The following is a 17,878-nucleotide window of genomic DNA, read 5'->3' as shown; positions in this document are numbered from 1 at the left end:
GCCTAGTCATGCCGGGCCTAGTCATATCGGGCCTCGGCGCGCCAGCCGTCCTCGTCCAGTGCCAGCAGCCACGCGCCGTCGCGCTCGTCGACGATCTGCGCCCGGTGCACAGTGCGCGCGGCCGCCGAGTCCCACCAGCGTTCTCGCACCGGCCACGGGCCGGCCCAGGCCAGCACCCGACTCGGCTGGGCCCCGCTGGCGCCCTCGAGGAACCGAGGTGCCGAGAACCGCGCCGGCTCACCATCGAACGCGCCGCGGTCATCGACGCGCAGGGACCGGCCGTCGTCGGCGACGAGGGCGACCGGATGGCGTTCCCGGTACACCGTGGCGGGGAGCAGCCCGTCGAGACTTCCCGACCAGGGCCTGGCGGCACCGGCCGGACTGCCGCCTGGACTGCTGCTCAGACCACGGCCCGACGAAGCGGCACCGTCATCGCCCCAGGGCACGGAAAGTTGACGGTCGGCGAGCATCCGCCCACCGCCGATGGCCGCCCTGACGACGCCCGCGTGGCCGACCAGGCCCTGCACCCGGGTGAGGGCATGGTGGATCCGCTCGTCGGGCCCCGTTCCCCACAGGCCGTCCTCGTGGTTCGCCACTGCGTCGACCCGATCGGGGGAGAAGACCACCCGGACGACGCCGGCGGCCAGGCCGGAGTCGGCCCGCCCCTCGCCCTGCAACTGCCACCGCACCCTGTCGATCAGCTCGGAGGCAGAGAACCACCGGGGATGCCGCCAGGTCCGTTCGGTCAACAGACCGTCCTCGGTGCTGACCAGGATCGAGACGGCCGTGCAGACCAGGGTCTGCTCCCGCAGACCCTGCACGAAGGCGTCGGCGGTGCTGCGCAGCGCGAAGGCGAGTTGGTCGATGCGATCCAGCGCCGGCTCGAACTCCTGGCCGCGGTCGAACACCGGGGTGGGGGTACGGGGCACGACCTCCTCGTGCTCGTGCCCGGACGCCCTGGCGTGCGCCTGCGCCGCAGCAGCACCGAAACGACGATGCACGTCCAGGGCGGGCAGGGCGGCGAGCTGGCCGAGGGTGTGCACCCCGAGCCGGGCCAGCAGGGTGCCGAGCCCGGCCTCAGCCACTGCCGACACGGGTAGCGGTGCCAGGAACGCGGCGGAGGCGCCGGGCGGGACGATGTGAACCCGAGGTTCAGGCCCGACACCACCAGGACCGACCGCCCGCGCCGCCTGCTCGGCCGCAAAGGGGCCGTCGGCGATTCCGACCCTGGCCTCGGGAAGTCCGGCGGCGTGCAGGTAGCCGAGCATGGCCCGCGCCGCGGCGGCCTCGCTGCCGTAGTACCGCACCGGTCCGCGGGCGCGGATGGCGCAGGTGCCGGGCCGGAGCACGGCCACACCGGGCGTGATGTCCTCCAGGCCATCCAGAATCGGGTCGAAGGCCCGCCGGTCCAGCGCATGGTCATAGGGCAGCACGACGAGGTCTGTGCACCGGAACTGGGCCTCCCGAACGGTCAGTCCGCGCCGGACGCCCAGACGGCGCGCCTCGGGCGAACACGCGAACACCATCCCGTGCTCGATGAGAGCCAGCGGGGCGTCCTCGGGCAGGCCGGTGGCCGACCGAGCGGCGAGCACCGGCCAGTCCGGGCACCACACGACGATGGTGCGTTCGCGGTTCATGACTGAGCCCGCTGCCGGATGCCGGCCCGGGCCCGGCCGCCTCGGCCGCTGTCCAGGCGCGGGCCAGGTTCGGCTTCGCCCGGGGTGGCGACCTCCGGAAGGTGCACGAGCGTGGAGCGCCGTCGCCCGGAGCCGTTCCGCCCGGAGACGTGTACCGTCACATCTCGACCTGCCAGGTAGCCGTGTCCGGCGCCCAGGCCGTCCCAGCGGGTGTCGGTGACCCGAAGTGCGGCCTCACCCTGGGGCCAGGTCCCGGCGACGATCAGGGTGCAGCCGCTCTGCCGCAGCCGCGCGGCGAGCCTGGCAGCCTCCGCGTCGCCGACCGCGCGCTGGGGATGCACGACAACAACGGGCAGCACATCCACCAGCGCCGCCGTCACGGCCAACCACTGATCGGCGGGGGAGGGAACCAGCACGATTCGCTCGAGGTCGATTCCGAACCCGATCGCCGCCTCCGCGCCGAAATCGGGCAGACCCACCACGGCGCCCCAGCCGCCGTCCACTGTCGCCGCGGCCAGCACGGCCATGATCAGCGACGTCGAGTTGTCGACCGTGTAGACCACACCCGTGCGCAGGATCCCGTCCGGAAGCAGCCCGGCGAGGACCCCGGAGACGGGCCGCCCACCGGCATCCCAGCGGTCGCGCTGCATTCCGTGGATGCGCGCCTGGAGCTCGCTGACCCGCTCGGCCGCGGAGGCAGCGGGAGCACCGGCTGCGTGCGCTACGGAGGTCAGCGGAATGGACACCCTCTAATTTTCGAACATAGATTCGATTTCGTCAACCCGTGTGGATAAACGGGTCCTCCTGCGGGGCACGGTAACCTGAGCCTATGTGTGGGCGATTCATCATTACCGATTCGGCGCCTGACCTCGCCGCCATGTTCGACATCGAGCACGAGGCCGGAGAGCTGCCGGAGCCGTCCTGGAACGTGAAACCGACCGAGCAGATCGCCATTGTGCTCGAATCGATGAAATCCGATCCGGTCGTTCGCCGGCTGGAACCGGCGCGTTGGTCGCTGGTGCCGACATTCTCTCCGGAGCTGACCGCCGCGTTCGCCACCTTCAACGCACGGGCCGAGACCGTCGCCGAGAAGCCGACATTCCGCACCGCCCTGGCCAAAACCCGGGCCATCGTGCCGGTCACCGGCTACTACGAATGGCACACCGTGGGAACCACGAAAACGCCGTACTTCGTACACTCCGAAGACGGCCTGCCACTGGCGCTGGCCGGATTGTACTCGTGGTGGCGCAATCCCGCGCTCGGTCCCGACGACCCGGCCCGATGGGTGCTGACCGCCACCATCCTCACGACAGCCGCCCAGGGCGCCCTCGCAGAGATCCACGACAGGATGCCCGTTGTGCTGCCTGAAGAGTGCTGGGACCGCTGGTTGGACCCGCACGCCGATGGCGATCAGGCCCTCGTCGACGCGGCGGTAGAGGCCTCCTCGGATGCGGCGGCCGGGTTGGCGTTTTATCAGGTGGCGCCGGTCTCCGGTGATGCGCCGGACCTCATCGACCCGCTCGGCCCGGAGCGTGAGGTCGGGTACAGCGCCTGACCGGCCCGCAGCTCCACGCCGTGCCCGGCGAACTAGTACTCTCGAAATGAGCCCGGATAAGCTTTCGCGGCACCGTTGAGAGGAACATTCCATGCCCATTCTTACCTTCGTCGTCGCGATGGCCGTTTTCGTCCTGGGCCTGTGGCTGTTCGGCTTGGCCTTCACCGTGACCGCCTGGCAGGGCGCGATCTTCTTCGCCGGCATCCTGGCCGTCAGTGCGGCCGTCGCCATCCCGATGCGGGCACTGCGCAACTAGCCCGCCCGATGATGCCGGGCCGGCACCCGGCCCGACCAGCCCAGCCCAGCCACGAGGAACCCATGCGCGCCGAACAGCTCACCGACCCGATCACCTTTCACGGTGAGGGTCCGGTCTTCGCACAGTCCTGGGGCGGACTGCGCCTCGTCGACCTGTTCGCCGGTGACGTTCTGTCCCTGGCCGCCGACGGCACGGTCACCCGGCGGCACGTTGACAGCATCGCCGCGGCCCTGCGACCGCGCGTGGGCGGCGGTGCGGTCATCGCCCTCGAACGCGGTTTCGCCCTCGAGGACGCCGACGGCACCCTGACCCGACTGCCGGAGGTCTGGGCGGATGCGAGCGTGCGGATGAACGACGGGGGCGCCGCTCCGGACGGCTCGTTCTACTGCGGTTCGATGGCGTATGACCAGCGCACCGGCGCCGGATCGCTCTACCGGCTCGCACCGGACGGCTCCGTGGAGCTGGCCCTGGCCGGTGTGACGATCTCCAACGGTCTCGCCTGGAGCCCGGACGGCTCGTTGGCCTACTACAACGACACCCCGACCGGCCGGATCGGGGTCTTCGATTGGACCCCGGAGACCGGACTGACCGGGCTGCGCACCTTCGCCGACATCCCCTCCGCCGACGGCTACCCCGACGGCCTCACCGTGGACAGCGAGGGCGGCGTCTGGGTCGCGCTGTACGCCGGTGGGGCGGTGCGCCGTTACTCGCCGGAGGGCACCCTGGACGAGGTCATCGAGGTGGCCGCGCAGCGGGTCACGGCGTGCACCTTCGGCGGCGACGACCTTCGCCGGCTGTACATCACCACGTCCCGCGAAGGTCTCGCCCCCGAAGAGGACCCGCTGGCCGGCTCGGTCTTCACGGTGACCCCCGGGGTCGCGGGACTGGCGGAAGCGCCCTTCGCCGGTTAGCGGCCCGGCACGGCGCCGCGGCCACGGCTCAGAGGCCGGCCACGAGGTTGATCAGTGTTGCCAGGATGATCGAGCCGAACAGGAACGACATCAGCGCGTGCCGCAAGGCCACCGCACGAATGGTCGACGACGTCAGTGACGTGTCCGATACCTGGAAGGTCATCCCCACTGTGAAGGACAGGTACGCGAAGTCCGCGTACCTGGGCGGCTCCAGCTGGTTGAAATCGACGCCGCCGTCATCATCCGCGTAGTAGAGCGAGGCGTACCGCAGGGCGAACAGGGTGTGCACGAGCACCCAGGACAGCGCGACGACGACCAGCGCCAGCGCGGCGAGCAGGCCCTGGCCCGCCCCCTCAGCGGCGCGTGCCTGCACCAGCACAATGAGGATGCTGCCGAGGCTGGCCAGACTCGCCAGGATCAACAACAGGTCGGTGATGCCCCGCGACGGGTCTTCCCTGGTGGCGTGGGCTGCCGTGGTGGCGGCGTCCAGCGGAGCGACGCTGACCCACACCCAGCCGATGTAGAGCACAGCCGCGACGGCCCAGCCGATCGCCGGCGCCAGCAACCAGTTGCCCAGCAGGCCAGACGCCAGACCCGCGAGGATGCCGACGGTCACCATGACGATGAACCGGGTGCTCGATCGGTGCACCCGGGGAACCGGAGTTGAGGTCTTCACTCGCTGATCGTTGCACAAATCGATCGCTGCGCGGGCGCCACACGGTGTCGGCGGGATACCAGCAACGCTGGCTAGGCTGGGAGACGTACGACCCAACCCGTTCCAGGCCGAAAGAGACCGCCCGAATGTCAGAGAGTCCGGCCGCAGCCAGCCCCTACGAGGTGCTCGGCGTGAGCCCGTCGGTGACCGACGAAGAGCTGCGACGCGCGTACCGCCTCAAGCTGCGGCAATCCCACCCTGATGTCGGCGGCAGTGCGGCGTCCTTCCACGCCGTGCAGATCGCCTGGGAACGCATCGGAAGCCCGGAGTCCCGGGCCGCCTACGACGGGGCCCGCTATCCGGAGACCGCATACTCCGGCGCGAGCACCGCGTCACGCCCGTCAAGCAGGCCCACCTCGACCGGGATGAAGGCCAGGATGCACGGGCACCCCGGCGGCCACTCCCGCCAGCGTTATCTCGCGATGCTGCGGGAATGGGCCGGTCGCGGCACCGTCATCGATGACCCGTACGCCCCCGATCTGGTGCGATCGGCGCCACGGGAGATCCGACACCGGCTGGCCAAGGCCCTCGCCGAGGAAAGCACAGCCCAGCTGATCTCGGGCCTGGGCATCGGCTACACCGCCTGGCACGACATCGCCACCCGCGAGGACGTCGAGAAGATCGACCACGTCGTTCTCGGCCCGGCCGGACTATTCGCCATCCTCTCGGAGGACTGGGGGACGCCCGTTCAACTCAAGCGCGGCGAACTCGTCGGCGATGGCCTGGCGCCAGGCGAGGAGCCGCTGGACGAGTTCGCGTCCGCGGCACGCATCCTCGCCAAGTCCCTGCGGGTGCGCTTCACCGCGCTGGTCGTGGTGGTGCCTGATCAGCTCGTGGCAGAACCCGTGTCGCTGCCGAGTCGGGGCAGGCGGCCGATGGTGGTCGTGATCCCGCGGTCCCGCCTGGTCGGGGTGCTGCGTGACGGCATCGCCGGGATGGAACGGGGCAGCTTCGAGAAGGTCTTCGAGCTGCGCAGCACCCTGCAGAACGGCATCCGCTTCGTCGAAGACTAGGCGGGCACGGCCTCGCCGAGCCCGAGCTTCTGCACCCAGTAGCCCAGGAATGCGGCGCCGGCCTCATCGTGGATGAGATCGCCCTCCACGATCACCGGGTACGGCCGCTCCAGGATGCCGTCGGCCGGTCGCACGTCCACGTGTGCCACCTCGTAGCCGGCCGCGTGCAGGTGGTCGGCCATGAGGTAGTCGCTGCGGGAATCGCCCACCGAACGCCACAGCTGCGGGAGCGGCCCGCCCTCGGCGAAGAAGGCCAGGGCTCGCTTGGCGGCGTGGTCCTTGTCCAGGTCGACCGACTCGATGTCGGTGGAAATAATGGTGGTGTCGATGCGGAACGGGACCGCTCCCTCGGCGTCGGGGGAGACCCTGTCGCCGAAGCGCACGCCCAGTCCGTGGTCGATCATGATCGTGTACGCGGCGTCCTCGAACAACGCTTGAGCGGCGTGGTAGGCGGCCCGGTCGACATCCGTGCGCTGTTCGACGGAGACCATGGCGAGCTTGGTCTCATCGAAGAACATGGTGTCGGCATAGTCGGTGGCGACCAGCTCGCGGATGCGGCTCACGACGGGGTCAGGCAGGGCAACGCTGGCGTCGATGACGACCTCGCCCATGCCGGAGTCGGTGATGGGGAACCACACGGCGCCCTTCTCGCAGACCCCGTACATGCGCATCTCGCGCGGCAGGCCCGCGGCGACCAGCGGGGCCACCACCTGCTCACTGATGAACTGCGCCGACCGACCGGTGATGAAACCGATGGGCACGTTCGCACCGGCCAGGGTGATGAGGTCGGTGATGATGCTCGGTGTGGCGATGGTGCGGGTGTCCGGGCTGGCGATCGGACCATCGACATCGAGCAGCAGGCCGAGCGGGGAAACAGTTTCAGGCATGCTTCATTGAACCAGTTCCCGCCCCGGAGCGTTGGCGCCCGTCCCAGCACCTATCGTTGAACCTGATGATTACCAGACGAGAAGCAGCGCTCCGCCTCGACATTCCCCTCGAGATGGCACAGCGCCACGACCTTCCCAGCCGCATGACCGACGCCCAGCTCGCCGAGATCGAGAAGAACCCGCCCGCCTGGCTCGTGCAGTCCCGGGCGAACCGCACCGGCAAGAAGCCCGTCTGGATCGAGCTCACCTGCAGCGTGTGCGGGTTCACCGAGGCGGCACGGCCGAAGAAATGGTGGCCGACGTTCACCTACCTCAGCTGCGATCACCACGGTTACGACGAGCTCCCGGCCGCCGCGGCCGGCCTCAGCCGCCGCGAGGTCGACGGCATCGGCAGCCGCTTCATCGGTATCGTCGACGCATCCGAGCAGGGGGAGCAGGACTCATGAGCCTGATCCGGCTGAACGACGTCACCGTGCGTTTCGAAAACACTCAGGTGCTCCGCGAGACCTTCTTCAGGCTCGAACCGGGCGACAGGGTCGGCATGATCGGCCGGAACGGGTCGGGCAAGACCACCCTCATCAAGCTGATCCTCGGCCAGGTGACGCCGGACACCGGTACCGTCACGGTCGACGACGGCGTGAAGATCGGCTACTTCTCCCAGTTCTCCGAGCTGAACGGCGAGTCCACCATCACCGAGGTCCTCGATGCCCTGTTCGTCGAGATCAAGGCCGTCGAGGCCGAACTCGCCTCCATCGACCTTGCCATCGCCGCCGACTCCTCGGCCAGCGCCGAGCTCGACAGGCTGATCCACCGCCAGTCCGAACTGTTCGAGGACATGGACCGGCTGGACGGCTGGGACTACCCGCGCCGAATCGATGCTGCCCTGACCGTCCTCGGCTTCGACGAGGCGCACCGTAACTGTGCGATCGACGAACTCTCCGGCGGCTGGCGCAACCGCGCGGCCCTGGCGAAGATCCTGCTCGAAGCACCGGACGTGCTCCTGCTCGACGAGCCCACGAACTACCTCGACGTGGCCGGCGTGGAGTGGCTGGAGGGCTGGTTCCGCGACTTCACGGGCGCCGCCGTGATCGTGTCGCACGACCGCACCTTCCTCGACGCCGTCGTCACCCGCATCATCGAGTTGGAGAACTTCCACCTGCACGAGTACCCGGGCAACTTCGGCGAGTACGTGGTTCAGAAGCAGTTCCGGCTGAAGACCCTCGAGCAGCAGTTTGTGCACGAGTCCGAACTGCTCGCTTTCGAATCCGAAGGCATCGCCGACCGGCGCGAGGCCCAGAAGAATGCCAGCCGCAAGCTCGGCAGCCAGCTGGCCACCATCAAGAAGTCCCGCACGCCGCGGCCGGTCGACAAGATCATCACCGAAATCTACGGCGGTCTGCACGTGAAGGACGTGCTCTGCCGGGTGGAGATGCTCAGCAAGGCCTACGGCGAGAAGGTGCTCTTCAACGACCTGAGCTTCGAGATCCGCCGCGGCAACCGCATCGTGGTGCTCGGTGCCAATGGCAGCGGCAAGACCACCCTGCTCCGGGTGCTCACGGGGGAAGAATCCGCGGATCACGGCGAGGTCGACTGGGCCAAGGGCGCCGGCATGGTCTCGTACAACCAGGTCCTCGCGGAGCTCGACGACACCGACACCGTGAGCCACGCCGTCAACGCTCTCGAGGGCAGCCTGGCCTTCACCGCGACCCGCAAGTCGGTGAACCGGTTCCTGACCATGTTCCAGTTCTCCGAGGCGGACCTCAAGCAGAAGATCGGCAACCTCTCCGGCGGCCAGAAGGCCCGGGTGGCCATGGCCCAGTGCCTGCTCTCCGGCGCGTCGGTGCTGCTCCTGGACGAGCCCACCAACCACCTGGACATGTCCAGCACCCAGGTGATGGAGCGGGCCCTGTTGCACTTCCCCGGCGCCGTGGTCGTGGTCAGCCACGACAGGTTCTTCACCGACAAGATCGCCAACCGTCGGCTGATCTTCGGTAGCGAGGGCGCCGAAGCCGGCGAGGTCGAGGTCGCCGTAGCCTGACCGCCTGACCCGCGCATCGCATGCACCCCTCAGGATCGCTAGGGGCCGGCGAGAGTACCGTCCGGGAGGGCCTCACGGATCGACCCGGGGCCGGTGCCCAGGTAGAGCGGCCAGATCACCTCGGCGCTGCCCGGCAGTTGCCAGACCAGACCCTCGAGCGCGGATGCCTGGTACAGCGGCTGGCCGGCGGGCCTCCCGGCGTCGGGCTCCAGGATTTCCGTGTACTCGGAGGTCGGGTCCTCGTCGACGTAGCTGCGGGCGCCGTCCCAGGCCGGCTCCAGATAAGCAACGATGGCCGTTCCGGCCGGCACAATCCGCGAGCACTCGTCCGGGCCGCCCGACGCGAATTCGATGTACACGGTGCCGTTGACGGCCGGGTCCAGTTTCCCGTGGACAACCGTGACGTTCGGCACGACGATCACCGCGCTTCGCGTCGTCGACGTCTCCTTCGATGCGGTGTAGGTGCTGTCGCGGCCCGCCTGGATCCGAGCGATCTCGCCCATGATCACCACGGTGCTGTCCCCGGCCAGCACCGCCAGTGACTCGATCGGGTCGTAGTCCACGATCCCGGGTGAGCCGCACGCGGTGAAGACCTCGTCGGCGCTGGGCCCGGCCGGCGCCGACCCCATGGTCGGGCCGGCGGCGGACGGAGCCGTGGCGTCGCCATGGCCGCATCCGGTGATCAGCACACCGACGCACGCAACGGCGACGCACAGCTGCCAGGCCCGTGAGCGGGCTGTCCGGGAGACGTCCATACCCACTAGTATCCGGCCGGCCGCACCTGGTTCCCCTACAGGGTCGCGCTCACCTGCACTGTTGCGCCGGCGGGCGCGTACGGAACCGTGCGCCCCTCGATGGCAACACCGTCGACCTCGAGGCTGGCGCGGGAGCCTTCACGGCCCGAGTTGGCGACGGTGATGACGTACGTCGCACCGCGGGCCTGCCGGGTCACGGTGAACTCCGCGACGTCCGGTCCGATCTGCGGGTCGACCACGAGACCGTCGTAGTCGGTGCGAACGCCCAGGAGGTACTGGGAAACGGTCACGAAGTTCCACGCCGCCGTGCCGGTCAGCCAGGAGTTCTTGGCCTCGCCGTGCCTGGCGGCCTCCTTGCCGGCGATCATCTGGGCGTACACGTAGGGCTCGGTGCGGTGCACCTCGGAGATGTCTTCCCGGTACGCGGGGGTGATCTTCCGATAGTGGTCGAACGCCTTCGCGCCGCGGCCGATCACGGTCTCGCCGATGATCACCCACGGGTTGTTGTGGCAGAAGATGCCACCGTTCTCCTTGTAGCCCGGGGGATACGTCGAGACCTCGCCCAATTCGATGCGGTAGCTCTTGTACGCCGGGTACTGCAGCACCAGGCCGTGCTCGGAGCCGAGCAGCCGGTCCACGGAATCGAGGGCACGGAACGCGGGACTGGTCTTGACCGGGGTACCGTCGCTGTTGTGCTCGACGCCGACGCCGGCGAGGACCGCGAAGCCCTGCGGCTCGATCCAGATCTGACCCTCGGTGTCCTCGGCCGTGCCGACCTTGTTGCCGTAGAAGTCGTAGGCACGCAGGAACCAGTCGCCGTCCCAGCCGTGCGTCAACAGCGCCTGGCTCATGTCGGCGGCGGCCTGGCGGGCCTTGTTCGCCTGCACGGTGTCTCCACCGCGTTCGGCGATGGTGGCGTATTGGCCCGCGGCGAGCACGAACTGCGCGGCGATGAAGGTGGACTCGGCGACCCCGCCGGCCTGGTTCTCGGTGGTCTGGAACGACTCGCCCGGCGTTGTCGAGAAGCAGTTCAGATTCAGGCAGTCGTTCCAGTCGGCACGCCCGATCAGCGGCAACCCGTGCGGACCGAGGTTGTTCAGGGTGAACTCAAACGACCGGGTCAGGTGGGTGTACAGGGTCTCGGCGAGAGCGTCGTTGTTGTCGAACGGCACCACCTCGTCGAGGATCGTGTAGTCGCCGGTCTCCTTGAGGTAGCCGTCCACCCCGATGATCAGCCAGGCCGGGTCGTCGTTGAAGCCGGACCCGAGTTCGTTGTTGCCCCGCTTGGTGAGGGGCTGGTACTGGTGGTACGCCGACCCGTCCGGCAGCTGGGTCGCGGCGATGTCCAGGATGCGTTCGCGAGCGCGGTCCGGGATCAGGTGCACAAAACCGAGCAGGTCCTGGGTCGAGTCCCGGAAGCCCATGCCGCGACCGATGCCGGTCTCGAAGTACGACGCCGAGCGGCTCATGTTGAAGGTCACCATGCACTGGTACTGGTTCCAGATGTTGACCATCCGGTTGAGCTTGTCGTCGGGCGAGGTCACCGTGTACGCGGAAAGCAGGTCCGTCCAGTAGACCCCGAGGGCGTCGAAGGCGGCATCCGCGGCCTCGGTGGTGGACAGACGCGCGAGGAGGGCCTGGGCCCGGGTCTTGTTGATGACCTGCTTGGCGTCGTCGGCCCACTTCTCTTCGCCGGTCTCGGCGTTGTTCTCGACGTAGCCGAGAACGAAGACCAGGTCACGGCTTTCCCCGGGCTGCAGGGTCGAGTCGACCTGGTGGGAGCCGATCGGGTACCAGCCGGAGGCCATCGAGTTCGCCGCGGCGCCGGCGTGCGGGACCTTGGCCTCCGCGAGGGTTTCGTAGAGGCCGACGAAGGTCTCGCGGTCGGTGTCGAAGCCGGCGATCTCGGCGTTCACGCCGTACACGGCGTAGTGGTCGCGACGCTCCCGGTATTCGGTCTTGTGGTAGATCGCGCTGCCGTCGACCTCGACCTCGCCGATGGAGAGGTTGCGCTGGTAGTTGGTCTGGTCGTCCTGGGCGTTCCACAGGCAGAACTCCAGGTAGGAGAACAGGGAGAAGGTCTTGACCGCATCCGACGTGTTGGTGATCGTGACCTTCTGCACCTCCGCCGTCTCGCCGAGCGGAACGAAGTACAGCGTGGAGACCCGCAGGCCGCCGCGTTCACCGGTGATGCGGGTGTAGCCCATGCCGTGGCGGGTTTCGAAGAAGTCGAGGTCCTTCTTCATCGGCAGCCAGCTGGACGTCCAGACGTCGTCGCCGTCCTTGATGAAGAAGTAGCGTCCACCGGAGTCGGTGGGCACGTCGTTGTAGCGGTAGCGGGTCAGGCGACGCATCTTGGCGTCCTTGTAGAAGGTGTACCCGCCCGCCGTGTGGGAGACCAGCGAGAAGAAATCCTCGCTGCCGAGATAGTTGATCCACGGGTAGGGAGTCAACGGGGTCTCGATGACATATTCCCTGGCTTCATCGTCGAAGTGGCCGAACTTCATGCGTGCACCTTTTCGGTTCAAGGGACCGGGTGCCACGGGGGATTCATCGCTCTGAATCCGCCGGCGCAGCCGGGCCTGGTCTCTGTGAGAGCGCTCTCACGAGCGCCTGGGATGACTCTAGCATCAGGACCGTGGAGCCACCACACGCTGGGGGAGTCGCGTCGTTTTGGGGTTGGGGATGGATAGAGTTCAGCACGTCGAGGGGTGCGCCTCGCAGTTCAACACCGGCACCATTCACTGAAATCGAGAACATGTTCCGTATCGAGAGAGCCGCTGGCGCGAGTGATCACAAGATCATTGATGACGAGCGGGGCGTGTGGATACAGTTCCTGGGGTCCCGGGGGAAATCCTCTGGCGGCGCGTTCAAGCTGGTCGTCGGGGAGACGGTCATTCCGTTTGAAACCGAACGCGACTACATCGAAGACGCGGACGGTGCCGCGCACGTTCTGACTCGGTTCTTCGCTTTCGGGCTCTCTCCGGCCGCCAGCGTGAGGGGCATCGCGTCGAACGTGATCACGTCTCCAGTCGAGCGGCGCACGTACAAACTTCTGGCCACCGAAGCTCTTCTGCTTTTCGGAGATATTTACAATGGTGATTCCAAGCCGGAGGGCTATTCCCGGGTCGAGCTCGACGGAGTCATCTACACGTTGGCGAGCTTCGGGTACGTATCCGGAGCGACGTCTTACTGATCCAGTCAATGCTGGATTGGCGGGTGCGGAATTCGTAGCGGACCGCATCAGCCTGTGTAGGCGTGAGGTGCCAGCGCACACCCTTCTTGGAGAACCACTGGTGCGCGTTAACGAGACAGGGCCGGATCCTGAGATCCGGCCCGTGAACTGTCTCAACCAGTTCTCGTTGATCGTTGTCTTACCAACAATCTCCGTGTCCGAGGGGGGACTTGAACCCCCACGCCCTATACGGGCACTAGCACCTCAAGCTAGCGCGTCTGCCATTTCCGCCACCCGGACTGGATGTTTTGGCCGCAGTTATGTTTTGCTGCCGGGGAATAACTTAGCACGGATCCAAACCACTTCCGGACACCAGTGGGTTCCATGCCCGGTAGCGTGAACTGCATGACAGCCCCCGCCACCAGCCCCGCTTCGGCCAATGCTCTCGACCTCACCACCGAGATCGCCCGCGACCTCATCAGGTTCGACACGACGAACTATGGCGAGGGGCGCTCCAACGGTGAGACGGATGCCGCGGAGTACGTCGCCGACAAGCTGCGCGCCCTGGGCCTGGCGCCGGAGCTGTTCGATTCGGAGCCGGGTCGCACCAGCGTGGTCGCCCGGGTACCCGGCCGCGACCGCAGCAAGGGCGCCCTGGTCGTGCACGGCCACCTCGATGTGGTGCCCGCCGACCCGGCCAACTGGTCGGTGGATCCGTTCGGCGGCGAGATCAAGGACGGCATGCTGTGGGGGCGCGGCGCCGTCGACATGAAGAACATGGACGCGATGATCCTGGCATCCCTCACGGATGTGCTCGACCAGGGCGGCCAGCCGGAGCGGGACCTCGTCATCGCGTTCTTCGCCGACGAGGAGGCCGGGGGAGTGTTCGGCTCGCACCACCTCGTCGACACCCGCCCGGACCTGTTCGCGGGAGCGACCGAGGCCATCAGCGAGGTCGGCGGCTACTCGATCAGCATCGGCGGCCAGCGGGCCTACCTGCTCCAAACCGGTGAGAAGGCTCTCATCTGGCTCAAGCTCGTGGCGCACGGCCCGGCCGGCCACGGTTCCCGGCTGGTCACGGACAACGCCATCACCCGACTCGCCGAGGCCGTCGCCAAGGTGGGGCGCCGGCAGTGGCCCATCCGCCTGACGAACACCACCCGGCAGTTGCTTTCGGAGATCGCCCGGATCCTCGGTGTGGAACCGCAGTCCATGGGTCCGGACGAGCTGGCCCTGGCGACGGGCACAGCATCCGGATTCATCCAGGCGAGCCTGCGCACCACCATGAACCCGACGGTGTTGCAGGCCGGCTACAAGCACAATGTCATCCCCGATCGCGCCGAGGCCCTCATCGACGTGCGCTCCCTGCCCGGCGAGGAAGACGCCGTGCTGGCCGAACTGGCCGAGCTGGTCGGCCCGGACATCGAAATCGTGGTGATGCACCAGGACGTGGGACTGGAGACCGAGTTCGCCGGCCCGCTGATCGACCGGATCGTCCAGGCCCTCGGCACCCACGACCCGGGCGCCCCGGTACTCCCGTACCTCATGCCTGCCGGCACCGACAACAAGGCGTTGAGCAAACTGGGCATCAAAGGATACGGCTTCGCCCCGCTGAAACTCCCAGCCGATTTGGATTTTCCGGCGCTGTTCCACGGCGTTGATGAGCGTGTGCCACTGGACGCATTAGTGTTTGGCAGGACGGTTTTGACCGATCTGCTGACGACGTACTAGCCCACTGAAGCGCTACCGGCCAGCACACCGCACAAGCGAAACGAGTATCACGTGGACTTCCTCAACGCGGTCATCCTGGGCCTGGTCCAGGGCTTGACCGAATTCCTGCCGGTCTCCTCCAGCGCCCACATCAGCATCGTGGGTCAGTTCCTCGGCACCGGTGAGGACCCCGGCGCCCGGTTCACGGCGATCACCCAGATCGGCACCGAGGCGGCCGTAGTGATCTTCTTCTGGCGCGACATCGTGCGCATCATCGGCCAATGGGCGAAATCCCTGGTCGGCAAGGTACCCCGCAGCGACGCGGATGCCCGGATGGGCTGGCTGATCATCCTCGGCACCCTGCCCATCGTCGTCCTGGGCCTGCTCTTCCAGGACCAGATCGAAACCAGCCTGCGCAACCTGTGGGTCACCGCGATCATGCTCATCGCCTTCGGCGTGCTGCTGGGTGTCGCCGACTATGTCGGTGCCAAGCGCCGCAAACTGGACGACCTCACCGTGGGGCACGGCGTCATCTTCGGTTTCGCCCAGGCGCTGGCACTGATCCCCGGCGTCTCGCGGTCCGGCGGCACCATCACGGCCGGCCTGTTCCTCGGCTACGAGCGGGCCGCAGCCGCCCGATACGCGTTCCTGCTCGCGATCCCCGCCGTTCTCGGCAGTGGCTTCTACCAGGTCTACAAGTCCATCAAGGAACCCTGCGTCGTGGCCGCCGCGAACTGCACACCCGAACTGTTCGGCCCGCTGGAAACCCTCGTCGCCACCGTCGTGGCGTTCGTCGTGGCGCTGTTCGTGATCGGCTTCTTCATGAACTACATCTCCAAGCGCAGTTTCATGCCGTTCGTGGTCTACCGCATTGCGCTGGGCATCGTCGTGATGATCCTGCTGGGCACGAACACCATCACGGCGTAGTTAGGCTGGAAGCATGCGCGCCTGGTCACACCCCGTCATCCCGTCGATTCCGGGACTCTCGCTGGCCCCGCGCCTGCACGACACCGCGACGGACTCGATCGTCGAAGCCAAACCGACCGACGTGGCCAGGTTGTACGTCTGCGGCATCACGCCGTACGACGCCACCCACCTCGGCCACGCGGCCACCTACCTCGCCTTCGACACGCTGCAGCGGGTGTGGCGTGACGGCGGTTACCGGGTGCACTACGCCCAGAACGTGACCGACGTCGACGACCCCCTGCTCGAACGTGCCACCGCGACAGGCGTCGACTGGCGTGACCTCGCCGTGGAGCAGACCGACCTGTTCCGGGCCGATATGGAGTCCCTGGGCATCATCCCGCCCGACGATTTTGTGGCCGTGACCGACGTCATCGACGACATCAGCGCCGCGGTGCTGGCGCTGCGCCAGTCCGCGCTGGCCTACAAGGTGCCGACGCCGGATGCGCTGCCCACGCCCGATGGACCCGGCGCCGACCTGTACTTCGACATCCGGGCGGCCGAGCGCCAGGCGCCGTGGGCCCTGGGCGAGGAGAGCAACCTCGATCAGAGCACCATGCTCACGCTGTTCGCCGAGCGCGGCGGAGACCCCGACCGAGCCGGAAAGCGCGACAGGCTCGACCCGCTGCTCTGGCGCGCCGCCCGCGCGGGAGAGCCCTCCTGGGAGTCACCCGTTGGGGCCGGCCGGCCCGGCTGGCACATCGAGTGTTCGGTCATCGCCCTCGCCGAGCTCGGCACCGACTTCACCGTGCAGGGCGGCGGGAGCGACCTGATCTTCCCGCACCACGACATGAGCGCCGGCCACGCCGCCGCGCTGTCCGGGCATCCGCTGGCCCAGGTGTACAGCCACACCGGCATGGTCGCCTACCAGGGCGAGAAGATGAGCAAGTCGCTGGGCAACCTGGTTCTCGTCTCCCGGCTTCGGGCCGGCGGCACCGACCCACGCGCCATCCGCCTGGCCCTGCTCGCTCAGCACTACCGCACCGACTGGGAGTGGACCGCGCAGCAGCTGGTTGATGCCGAGGCTCGCCTGGTGGCGTGGACGTCGGCCTTCGGCCCCGTCGACACCGTTGGCTCCGCGGCCGGCGCTGCAGTCTCGGCGTTCGAGAGCGCTGCGGCGGTTGTCGAGCGGATGCGCGCCGCGCTGGTCGACGATCTCGACACCCGGGGTGCCCTTGACGCTGTGGACGCGGCTGTGGCGGCCGGCGTGGACGACCGCGCCCTCGTGGCCGCGGCGATCGACGCGCTCCTGGGCGTCAAGCTCTAGCCCACCCTGGCTGGTCCGCCTCAGGGCTGGCGGGGCTCCGGGCCCTGACGGCCGTCGGCCCAGCCGTCCCGGCCGCCGTCGCCGCGTTTCCGCAGGTACTTCTCGAACTCCTGGGCGATCGCCTCTCCGCTCGCCTCCGGTGAGTCGACGGTGTCCCTGGCCTGCTCGAGCTGACCGATGTACGCTGCCATCTCCTCGTCCTCGGCGGCGAGGGCGTCGATGCCCGTTTCCCACTCGGAGGCGTCGGTGACCAGGTCGCCGCGGGGGATCACCACGTCGATGATCTCCTCGAGCTTGTCGATCAGGGCGAGCATGGCCTTGGGCGACGGAGCGTTGTGCACGTAGTGCGGCACTGATGCCCAGATCGACAGGCTCGGGATACCCACGGTCTCCGCCGCCGCGGCCAGCACGCTGAGGATACCCACGGGCCCCTCGTAGCTGCTGCGCTCGATCTGCAACTCGGCACGCACCTCGGGATTGTCACTCGAGACGAAGATCGAGATCGGCCGGGTGTGCGGCACGTCCGCCAGCATCGCGCCGAGGAAGACGATCCCGCTCACATCGGCGGCGAGCACGGAATCCAGGATCTCGGCCGTGAAACTCTTCCAACTGCGGGAGGGCTCCGTTCCGACCAGCAGGTAGATGTTCCCGGCGTTGGTGCCGCTGACCTTGAGCTGAGCGTCTTCGGCCAACGGGACCCCGCTGGCCCCGGGAACGATCGGACCGTACATGACCGCGCTCGGCCACTCGATGACCCGGTGGCCGTCCTCATCGGTGGAGATGCTGGGGCGGTTGAACTGGTAATCGAAGTAGAGTTCGGGGTCGATCCGCTTGACCTCTTCGACATCGAGAAGCTCTTTCAGCGTGCTGACGGCGCCCGTTGCGGCTTCACCCGCATCGTTCCATCCTTCGAAGGCGACCACCAGGAGACGTCCGCTGAGGAACCCATTGCCGTCTGTCACTTGAATGAAACCTCGTGTATTCCGGCCACCACGA

Annotated in this window: 17 protein-coding genes and 1 tRNA gene; 10 read left to right on the top strand and 8 right to left on the bottom strand. The window is 67.8% G+C overall.

The window, feature by feature from the left end; all coding sequences use genetic code 11:
• Nucleotides 1-17: 17 nt before the first annotated feature.
• Entirely contained in the window at nt 18-1,637 is a 1,620-nt protein-coding gene (locus RCH12_RS00630) for a DNA polymerase Y family protein (protein ID WP_327015756.1), read from the bottom strand.
• Entirely contained in the window at nt 1,634-2,383 is a 750-nt protein-coding gene (locus RCH12_RS00625; protein WP_207795523.1) for a hypothetical protein, read from the bottom strand. Before RCH12_RS00625 ends, RCH12_RS00630 begins: the two co-directional genes overlap by 4 nt.
• An 83-nt stretch (nt 2,384-2,466) precedes the next feature.
• Between RCH12_RS00625 and RCH12_RS00620 the strand changes: the two genes are divergently transcribed.
• From RCH12_RS00620 to RCH12_RS00610, 3 genes are all read left to right on the top strand, one after another.
• Nucleotides 2,467-3,192 carry an SOS response-associated peptidase gene (locus tag RCH12_RS00620; RefSeq protein ID WP_103431841.1) on the top strand — a complete coding sequence of 242 codons (726 nt, stop codon included), beginning with the start codon at nt 2,467-2,469 and terminating at the stop codon, nt 3,190-3,192.
• Nucleotides 3,193-3,283: 91 nt separating this feature from the next.
• Nucleotides 3,284-3,448, top strand: coding sequence for a hypothetical protein (locus RCH12_RS00615; protein WP_165789110.1), 165 nt, complete (start codon nt 3,284-3,286; stop codon nt 3,446-3,448).
• A gap of 62 nt (nt 3,449-3,510) precedes the next feature.
• On the top strand, nt 3,511-4,359 hold the full coding sequence (locus RCH12_RS00610; RefSeq protein WP_327015755.1) for an SMP-30/gluconolactonase/LRE family protein: 849 nt from the start codon (nt 3,511-3,513) through the stop codon (nt 4,357-4,359).
• Between the two features lie 28 nt (nt 4,360-4,387).
• On the opposite strand, the gene RCH12_RS00605 is transcribed toward RCH12_RS00610, so the two are convergent.
• Nucleotides 4,388-5,035: a DUF1345 domain-containing protein gene (locus RCH12_RS00605; RefSeq protein WP_240632461.1), complete on the bottom strand. Its 648-nt coding sequence runs from the start codon at nt 5,033-5,035 to the stop codon at nt 4,388-4,390.
• Between the two features lie 125 nt (nt 5,036-5,160).
• Between RCH12_RS00605 and RCH12_RS00600 the strand changes: the two genes are divergently transcribed.
• Nucleotides 5,161-6,087 carry a J domain-containing protein gene (locus RCH12_RS00600; protein WP_103459797.1) on the top strand — a complete coding sequence of 309 codons (927 nt, stop codon included), beginning with the start codon at nt 5,161-5,163 and terminating at the stop codon, nt 6,085-6,087.
• Here RCH12_RS00600 and RCH12_RS00595 read toward each other — a convergent pair.
• Entirely contained in the window at nt 6,084-6,974 is an 891-nt protein-coding gene (locus RCH12_RS00595; RefSeq protein WP_327015754.1) for a hypothetical protein, read from the bottom strand. The two genes, RCH12_RS00600 and RCH12_RS00595, sit on opposite strands and share 4 nt — an antisense overlap.
• A gap of 65 nt (nt 6,975-7,039) precedes the next feature.
• Here RCH12_RS00595 and RCH12_RS00590 point away from each other — a divergent pair, with 65 nt between their 5' ends.
• Both RCH12_RS00590 and RCH12_RS00585 read left to right on the top strand, forming a co-directional pair.
• Nucleotides 7,040-7,420 (top strand): hypothetical protein, encoded by a 381-nt coding sequence (locus tag RCH12_RS00590; RefSeq protein WP_103431837.1) that lies wholly within the window; start codon nt 7,040-7,042, stop codon nt 7,418-7,420.
• The gene (locus RCH12_RS00585) at nt 7,417-9,012 is read left to right on the top strand and encodes an ABC-F family ATP-binding cassette domain-containing protein (protein WP_327015753.1); all 1,596 of its coding nucleotides are present in this window, start codon (nt 7,417-7,419) and stop codon (nt 9,010-9,012) included. The genes RCH12_RS00590 and RCH12_RS00585 overlap by 4 nt, the downstream gene beginning before the upstream one ends.
• Before the next feature lie 38 nt (nt 9,013-9,050).
• Here RCH12_RS00585 and RCH12_RS00580 read toward each other — a convergent pair whose 3' ends face one another.
• Nucleotides 9,051-9,767, bottom strand: coding sequence for a hypothetical protein (locus RCH12_RS00580; protein WP_327015752.1), 717 nt, complete (start codon nt 9,765-9,767; stop codon nt 9,051-9,053).
• 35 nt (nt 9,768-9,802) lie between these two features.
• Nucleotides 9,803-12,274, bottom strand: coding sequence for a GH36-type glycosyl hydrolase domain-containing protein (locus tag RCH12_RS00575; RefSeq protein ID WP_327015751.1), 2,472 nt, complete (start codon nt 12,272-12,274; stop codon nt 9,803-9,805).
• Nucleotides 12,275-12,525: 251 nt separating this feature from the next.
• Between RCH12_RS00575 and RCH12_RS00570 the strand changes: the two genes are divergently transcribed.
• A complete protein-coding gene (locus RCH12_RS00570; protein ID WP_327015750.1) occupies nt 12,526-12,963 on the top strand; it encodes a hypothetical protein in 438 nt (145 codons plus the stop codon).
• A 194-nt stretch (nt 12,964-13,157) separates the two neighbouring features.
• Here RCH12_RS00570 and RCH12_RS00565 read toward each other — a convergent pair.
• Nucleotides 13,158-13,242 (bottom strand) — tRNA-Leu (locus RCH12_RS00565).
• Nucleotides 13,243-13,347: 105 nt separating this feature from the next.
• On the opposite strand from RCH12_RS00565, the gene RCH12_RS00560 reads away from it, so the two are divergent.
• The 3 genes from RCH12_RS00560 to mshC are packed head-to-tail and all read left to right on the top strand — an operon-like array spanning nt 13,348 to nt 16,882.
• Nucleotides 13,348-14,673 carry a M20/M25/M40 family metallo-hydrolase gene (locus tag RCH12_RS00560; RefSeq protein ID WP_327015749.1) on the top strand — a complete coding sequence of 442 codons (1,326 nt, stop codon included), beginning with the start codon at nt 13,348-13,350 and terminating at the stop codon, nt 14,671-14,673.
• 51 nt (nt 14,674-14,724) lie between these two features.
• Nucleotides 14,725-15,579 carry an undecaprenyl-diphosphate phosphatase gene (locus RCH12_RS00555; RefSeq protein ID WP_103431832.1) on the top strand — a complete coding sequence of 285 codons (855 nt, stop codon included), beginning with the start codon at nt 14,725-14,727 and terminating at the stop codon, nt 15,577-15,579.
• Nucleotides 15,580-15,592: 13 nt separating this feature from the next.
• Nucleotides 15,593-16,882, top strand: a complete 1,290-nt coding sequence (mshC, locus tag RCH12_RS00550) for a cysteine--1-D-myo-inosityl 2-amino-2-deoxy-alpha-D-glucopyranoside ligase (protein ID WP_327015748.1) — start codon at nt 15,593-15,595, stop codon at nt 16,880-16,882.
• A gap of 20 nt (nt 16,883-16,902) precedes the next feature.
• Here the strand turns inward: mshC and RCH12_RS00545 are convergent, their stop codons facing one another.
• Nucleotides 16,903-17,844: a PAC2 family protein gene (locus RCH12_RS00545; protein ID WP_103431830.1), complete on the bottom strand. Its 942-nt coding sequence runs from the start codon at nt 17,842-17,844 to the stop codon at nt 16,903-16,905.
• Between the last annotated feature and the right edge of the window lie 34 nt (nt 17,845-17,878).

The sequence above is a fragment of the Cryobacterium sp. MP_3.1 genome, from assembly GCF_035984795.1.
Taxonomy (GTDB): domain Bacteria; phylum Actinomycetota; class Actinomycetes; order Actinomycetales; family Microbacteriaceae; genus Cryobacterium; species Cryobacterium zongtaii.
This window is presented reverse-complemented; position numbering and strand designations above follow the sequence as displayed.

Coding starts and splice junctions, on each gene's coding strand:
- RCH12_RS00615 (WP_165789110.1), top strand. CDS start 3,284: ATGCCCATTCTTACCTTCGTCGTCGCGATGGCCGTTTTCGTCCTGGGC.
- RCH12_RS00575 (WP_327015751.1), bottom strand. CDS start 12,274: ATGAAGTTCGGCCACTTCGACGATGAAGCCAGGGAATATGTCATCGAG.
- RCH12_RS00560 (WP_327015749.1), top strand. CDS start 13,348: ATGACAGCCCCCGCCACCAGCCCCGCTTCGGCCAATGCTCTCGACCTC.
- RCH12_RS00620 (WP_103431841.1), top strand. CDS start 2,467: ATGTGTGGGCGATTCATCATTACCGATTCGGCGCCTGACCTCGCCGCC.
- RCH12_RS00585 (WP_327015753.1), top strand. CDS start 7,417: ATGAGCCTGATCCGGCTGAACGACGTCACCGTGCGTTTCGAAAACACT.
- RCH12_RS00590 (WP_103431837.1), top strand. CDS start 7,040: ATGATTACCAGACGAGAAGCAGCGCTCCGCCTCGACATTCCCCTCGAG.
- RCH12_RS00630 (WP_327015756.1), bottom strand. CDS start 1,637: ATGAACCGCGAACGCACCATCGTCGTGTGGTGCCCGGACTGGCCGGTG.
- RCH12_RS00595 (WP_327015754.1), bottom strand. CDS start 6,974: ATGCCTGAAACTGTTTCCCCGCTCGGCCTGCTGCTCGATGTCGATGGT.
- RCH12_RS00570 (WP_327015750.1), top strand. CDS start 12,526: ATGTTCCGTATCGAGAGAGCCGCTGGCGCGAGTGATCACAAGATCATT.
- RCH12_RS00600 (WP_103459797.1), top strand. CDS start 5,161: ATGTCAGAGAGTCCGGCCGCAGCCAGCCCCTACGAGGTGCTCGGCGTG.
- mshC (WP_327015748.1), top strand. CDS start 15,593: ATGCGCGCCTGGTCACACCCCGTCATCCCGTCGATTCCGGGACTCTCG.
- RCH12_RS00580 (WP_327015752.1), bottom strand. CDS start 9,767: ATGGACGTCTCCCGGACAGCCCGCTCACGGGCCTGGCAGCTGTGCGTC.
- RCH12_RS00610 (WP_327015755.1), top strand. CDS start 3,511: ATGCGCGCCGAACAGCTCACCGACCCGATCACCTTTCACGGTGAGGGT.